4 protein-coding genes are annotated in these 6,503 nt (G+C 29.8%); all 4 read left to right on the top strand.

Annotated features, from left to right (window positions below; translation table 11 throughout):
- Nucleotides 1-1,055 precede the first annotated feature (1,055 nt).
- The 4 genes from BZG01_RS19975 (at nt 1,056) to BZG01_RS19965 (ending at nt 6,466) form a co-directional block, all read left to right on the top strand.
- Nucleotides 1,056-2,609 carry a vitamin K epoxide reductase family protein gene (locus tag BZG01_RS19975; RefSeq protein ID WP_180327405.1) on the top strand — a complete coding sequence of 518 codons (1,554 nt, stop codon included), beginning with the start codon at nt 1,056-1,058 and terminating at the stop codon, nt 2,607-2,609.
- 134 nt (nt 2,610-2,743) lie between these two features.
- Entirely contained in the window at nt 2,744-2,905 is a 162-nt protein-coding gene (locus tag BZG01_RS21670) for a hypothetical protein (RefSeq protein WP_180327404.1), read from the top strand.
- Nucleotides 2,906-2,977: 72 nt separating this feature from the next.
- Nucleotides 2,978-4,504 carry a TlpA family protein disulfide reductase gene (locus tag BZG01_RS19970; RefSeq protein WP_101311611.1) on the top strand — a complete coding sequence of 509 codons (1,527 nt, stop codon included), beginning with the start codon at nt 2,978-2,980 and terminating at the stop codon, nt 4,502-4,504.
- A 384-nt stretch (nt 4,505-4,888) separates the two neighbouring features.
- Nucleotides 4,889-6,466: a DUF6734 family protein gene (locus tag BZG01_RS19965; protein WP_101311610.1), complete on the top strand. Its 1,578-nt coding sequence runs from the start codon at nt 4,889-4,891 to the stop codon at nt 6,464-6,466.
- The last annotated feature ends 37 nt before the right edge of the window (nt 6,467-6,503 follow it).

Raw genomic sequence — 6,503 nt, 5'->3', positions numbered from 1 at the left:
GAAGGGTTTTAACTCTACTATGCTGAAGAATTTTTGTCTGCTTTCTCAGAAGGTAAAGTAATTCTGATTCACTTTCGGTGATTTCTACATCTATAATTTTTGGCATATACTAAGATAAGTTTTTTTTGAGTAAATTAACAAACAGAACCGTATTATTCTTTAATTTTATTAATTGCCCACTTATTTTAACACCTATTTTTACACTTTAGAGAACAGATCACTATAAACAATATTGCATTTATTCTCTTCTAAATTTGTGAGATATTCAGTTATAAGAGTAGTTCTATAGCGTTGATTTCATTATCAATAATTTGGAGATTAGATAAAAGTGACCTTATCAATTTCAGAGAGGTTATTTGGAATTTTATGTCAGTTTAAACGCGGTAGTATCTTTACCTTAAAATTTATTTTTTTCAACCAAATCAAGGTGAAGAGCAAGAAACACTTATCTAAGGTACCTTCTTTTTAATACAAATATATTATCATAAACAAAAATTATAAAATTATTTGTTTATACTAATTTGTACGATTTTCCTTTAGTCCTCATTAATTTTAATTTAACTGAAACATTATAAGTGAATTTTTTATTAATTTGTTATGTGAAATTTTAGTAAATAATGTCTCATAATGTATCTTTAGATTTTGAAGGTGTAGTGTTTTGTGGTAAAATGGCTTTTTAAATAAACAGAAAACGATTGCGGTTTAGATTGTGGATAAATATTTCATAATTTATTGATTATTTATTTCATAGTGTTTAAATTTTGTATAAATTCAGTGAGTAAATATTTATGTTGTGTAAAAAGAGATTTATGAATTGCTTTAATTGTATTTTGACAATTTAAGGGCAGTTTGTTTAAAGAGTAAATTTAGTTTACCCATAATATTAGTAGTATTCAATATTAATGTAAAGTATTGTAAATATTTATGAGAGTAATTTTTTGAAAAGGTGTTTGGCAGTGGAGTGATTTAAATTGTTTGCAGTATAATTTGTAAGTAACGATATGTTTAAAATGTATTCTCCAGAGGTTGATGTTGTAATAAGACTCTTACGATTATTGAAAATCAAAGTTAATTCTAAAACAATTGAAGATTCTTTGGAAAATCACCCGGAGTGGCCCAGCTTACTGAGTATTAGTGATTCCCTTAATATGTGGAAGGTTAAGAATGCTGCGGTTCACATTAGCAGAGAAGAGATTGGCAGTATTTCACCCCCCTTTCTAACCTACGTTAATGATAAGGGACATCCTGTTATAGTAGCAAGTGTAAATGATAAAAAAGTAGAGTTTTATGCCAATGGAAAAAATAGAACAGAGAGCATTGAGAAAAATAATTTTCTATCTGTCTGGACTGGTGTTTGTTTATTGGTTGAAACTACGGTTTCTTCTGGTGAGGAAGGGTACAAACAAATCAAGTTAAGGAACTTAGTTCAGGTTCTATTGCCAATTATATTTTTAGTTGTATTATTCACGGCTTCATTTTATTCTATTAATCAAAAAATGGCAAATCTGGATTTGCTTTTAAGTAATGTGGTTTACCTACAATATTTTGTATTGGTGATTGGAGTGGTGATATCATCAGAACTAATGAAATATGAATTTAGGACTCATAATTATTTTTGGGATAAAGTTTGTTCTGCTTTTGGAAATGGTAATTGTAAATCGGTAATAACTTCGAAAGCATCAAAATTATTCGGAATACTAAATTGGAGTGAAATAGGGTGGACATATTTTTTAGGCGGAATTGTTACGCTTGTATTTGTTGGAAATTCTATAAAAAATGCATTAATAGCAGTTCTTTTTATTAATGTATTGGCTTTACCATATGTAATATTTTCAATTTGTTATCAGGCATTCATTGTAAAAAAATGGTGCGTTTTGTGTCTGCTGATACAATCCTTATTAGTGATAGGAGGGATAAATGCATTGATTAATTATCAATCCTTTTTTCTATTTAATTTTTCTTCTCTATTTTTTGTTAAAATTTTAGGGGCATATCTCTCTTCATTATTGTTATGGTTATCTCTTAAACCTTTTGTAATCCATCTTAATGAGGCTAATTCTATAAAACTGGAACTACGTCGATTTAAATATAATCCTGATATCTTTCAAAGTTTACTAATAAAACAGAAACAAATAGAAGAACCAGGGGAAGATGTCGGAATTCTTTTAGGCAATAAGAATGCTACAAATACATTAATAAAAGTGTGCAATCCATATTGTCAACCTTGCAGTCAATCACATCCCAAAATAGAAAAATTATTATCTAAAAATATTGATTTGAAAATCAGAATAATTTATACAACGCCAAATCGAAAAGAAAATCCTGCCTTTCTTCCTACATTTCATATTATGGTTCTTATGTCCCAATGCAAAACTGACCGGGGAAAATTTAAAATTCTTAAAGATTGGTACCAAATTTCAGATTTGAGCTATGATAGATTCGCTCAAAAATATCCGCTTAAAGAAGAGTTGCTAAATGTCGATGTTGGGGTGGACATAATGGATGAATGGTGCATAAATACACAAATACAGTATACACCTACGTATTTTTTTAATGGATATCAATTGCCTTTTATTTATGACATCGACAATTTACATTACATAATGTGATTAAAGATTAACTTACTTGTTTGTATGTGCACGTACAGTAATGGTAAGTTATTGACCATTTGCAACAGCAAATGAAGGTAAATGAGCTTTGTACCTATTTATAAAAGCAAAGTCAAATATTAAAAATTATAAAAATGGCAAAAACAGCTAAAATGTTAAAGATTGATTCTTTATTACCAGCACAAAAATTATCAAGAAATGAAATGAAAGCAATGGATGGTGGATTTTCTTGTTATTGTAATGGAACATATAAAGGAGAAATGGGTAGTATCGCTTCTTGTTGGAATGCATGCTAATTAGCAGATAATAGGGAGAGAGATTGACTCTCTCTCCTTTTAGCAATTTATTCATTATTAATATTTTATTTAATGAGATACATTATTGTTTTTTTATTTGTCACTCTTTTTTTGGGGCAAATAACATTGTCGCAAAACTCAAAATTTATAATTAAGGGAAAGATAGATATTGCTCAAAATGGGGATGTAGTCCAGTTAAGTAAACCAATACAAAGACGCTTCAATATATTTTATGTTGATGGAAATGACGATTGTTTCATTGAAAATAGAATGTTCACAAAAGAATTGTATTTGTCTGAAAACTCATTTGTGAGAATACAAAGTAAAGGACTTCCAAAATTTATGTGCTATGTAGACAGAGGGGAAGTGATAGATTTTGAAGTGATAACAGATTCAGTATCTAAGAATCAAATGGTCATATTTCATGGTACAAATGCCAGAGGAAATGATTTGTTGGTTAATAGAAAGCTCTTAAATAATGGAGGTGATGATCAAAATACAATTGTAAATGTGATAAAGAATTCTTCAAGTTCTTCTCAGGCTATGGATAGTCTTCATTTTATCTTATCTCCATATAAGACATTGCTAAATGATTTGTATGTGAAAAACGAGATTACTGAAACATGCCTGGCTAATCTCATGGCAGAAACGGAACAGAGATTATTGTTTTGGACTATGGGAATAATTAGTGACGGGTTTAAAAACGCTCAGGAACTAAGAATGAATAAAAAAGAATTGCTCCAGTTAACAGAACAGTTATTTGAAGAATTTGATCCTTTTGCAAAAAAATATGAATCAAGTATTGTCGTATCTAATACAGCAGCTTTTAAATGTTATTTGATAAAAGAGAAAAAATTACCAATATCTAATTCAAAGCCCCAAAGAGTATGGGAAAAATATAAGGAGTATTTTGGAATGGTTGATTCTGAATTTGGGATATACGATTACGCTCCATTGAATCAGCAAGAATTTTTAATTGGAAATGCCATGATGATAGCTTTGGTGTTTAAACCTATGTCTAATGAAAATTTTGTCAGGGTATTTAAAACATATAGGGATTTATTTCCGGATAGTCCATACAATGCGACTATTGTTAATGAACTACTTGGCACTATTGATGTATCAGCAGAAAGCGATCAAAATAAAAATCAATTGCTTCGTTTAGATGCACAAGGAAGGATTATAAAGTTTGACATTAAGGAATATAGTGATATTGATCAGGTAATTAAAGAAAATTTTTCTGGAAAAAATGTATTTGTGGATTATTGGGCAACCTATTGTGCGCCTTGTGTAGCTGAGTTTAAACACAAGGAATTGTTGACAATATTTCTTAAAGAAAATGATATAGAAATGCTCTATGTATCGCTCGATAATGAGGGTAGTAAAGAGAATTGGAAGGATTTTATTAAGAATTATAAACTGTATGGTTATCATTTTTTGACAAATAAAAGTATGAAAGATGTTTTAAATACTCAGTTTTCAGGAATACCGCGTTATATGATTTACAATAAAAAAGGTGAAGTGATTGAAAATAATGCCTATCGTCCAAGCTTGTATGAGAAATTAGTAAAACAGATAAAAAATAAAATTATTGAGTAAAAGATGATCCTTTTTGCACGGTTAGAAATGATACAATTTATTAGCTTGATACCAGATCTGTTGCCGTGGATAATAAATAATATAAAACTTGCATGTCAAGGAATTTTTGACACTCAAGGGGATGATTATTGGTTCATGATAAGTTCCATATGGCAAAAACTTAAAATTCTAATCATATGAAACGTCCATGTATAAAGCTTTCTACACACAGGGAGATGATTATATGGTAAGTTCCATATGGCAAATGAAAACAAATTATAATCATATGAAACGTCCATGACAAGGATATTTTGACACACAGGGGGATGATTATTTCAGCATGGTAAGTTCTCCCGAAACAAGTTCGGGACAGGCTATATGACAAAAACTTAAAATTATAAACATATGAAAGTAATACAAACATACTGGTCTGCACCAGCAAAATTTAATAATCCTGATGATTTGAATGGAAGAAACAATGGAGGGTGGCCTTCAGAGTTTTATCATGCATGTAGTTGGGCTTTAAGTAATTTGAAATTTAAACAGTTTTACCCAGAAATTGTGTTGTATACCGATAAGGATGGATATGATTGGTTAATTAACAAATTAGGTTTGGAATACAGTGAGGTGGTTTGTAATTTAGACTGTTTGAGTAAATATCATCCCTTACTTTGGGCCTTACCGAAAGTATATGCATATAGCCAGCAAAATGCACCATTTATTCATGCAGACGGAGACGTTTTTATTTGGGAAAAATTCAATTCAACTTTTGAGAAGAGTCAACTATTAGTGCAGAACTTTGAAAAGAACTTCGCTTTTTATCAAACATCGCTAAATCAAATAGAAGAAAACTTTAGAGATATACCTTCATTATTAATGGATGAAATCAGAAAGAAGCAAACGATTACAGCTATAAATGCAGGTGTTATTGGAGGACAAAACTATGAGTTCTTTAAAGAATATGCTGCTATAGCAATGGATTTGGTAGATAAGAATACAGACCAAATCTCGAAAATTAACATTGGAATGTTTAATCCCGTATTCGAACAATTAATTTTTTTCCTACTAGCTAAGCAAAAGCGATTGGAGATCACTCCTCTATGTGAAGGAGTGAAAGAAACCTTTGAGCAATTTTTGAGAGTTAATGATGTTCCAATTCTGACCAAGTATATACATACAATTGGTGTAAGCAAAAGAAAAGAATTTATATATTTGGAAATTGAGGCTCGTTTAAAGTATGAATTTCCAGAGGTTTATCAACGAATCAGGGATACGTATTTCCCGGGAAAGAAGAAAGAAAAAGCATCTGAAAAAATCTCTGTTGACCAGTTTGATTCTTATCCAGATTACCCTAACACAAGAGTTCTTTTGAAAAAAATGAAGATCACAATTTGTGATAGTGATAAGGAAAAGATAGAAAATTTTATGTGTGAACTGTTTGAAAAAGAGGAATTTGATAAACAACAGTATTTGCTTATGGATATTTATCAAATTGAACAAGCTACAACAAAAATCTTGTTGAATCAACAAGATAAAGTAATACCACCTCTTGAAGAAACTATTAAGAACCGATTGGATCTTGTGTATAATTATAATAAGAGTTCGTTTTTAGGTAGAACATTTTCAATAGACAAAGAAAGGTGTGTTATTCAATTCATATTTCATGATTTTAATGAGAATATTGATACTACTTATTTGAGACAGATTGCAGAAGGTAAGACTCAAATAGGTATGAAGAAAGCACCTCAGTTAATGCTGATCAAATGGATTGACAATAAAATAAAATATCAGATTCTAAAGGATTGGGATATACTGTTATATTATTTTGAAGATAGTGAAATATCAGGAAACCAAATTATCGATTTAATAAAATCAGGGCAGACTCCCTTTGAGTATGAAAGCAATGATATAGAGGAAGATGTGTTTTATTTTCTGATTCAAAATTCATTGTATTATAGTCATTTAAATGTTTGTAATGGTTGATGAAAAGGGGGTTAATATTTTTTTTATGAAATTATAA

Source organism: Labilibaculum manganireducens (assembly GCF_002843385.1).
In the GTDB taxonomy this organism is placed as follows: Bacteria; Bacteroidota; Bacteroidia; order Bacteroidales; family Marinifilaceae; genus Labilibaculum; species Labilibaculum manganireducens.
Note: the sequence above shows the minus strand (reverse complement) of the source record. Positions and strands in the feature narration are given on the sequence as shown.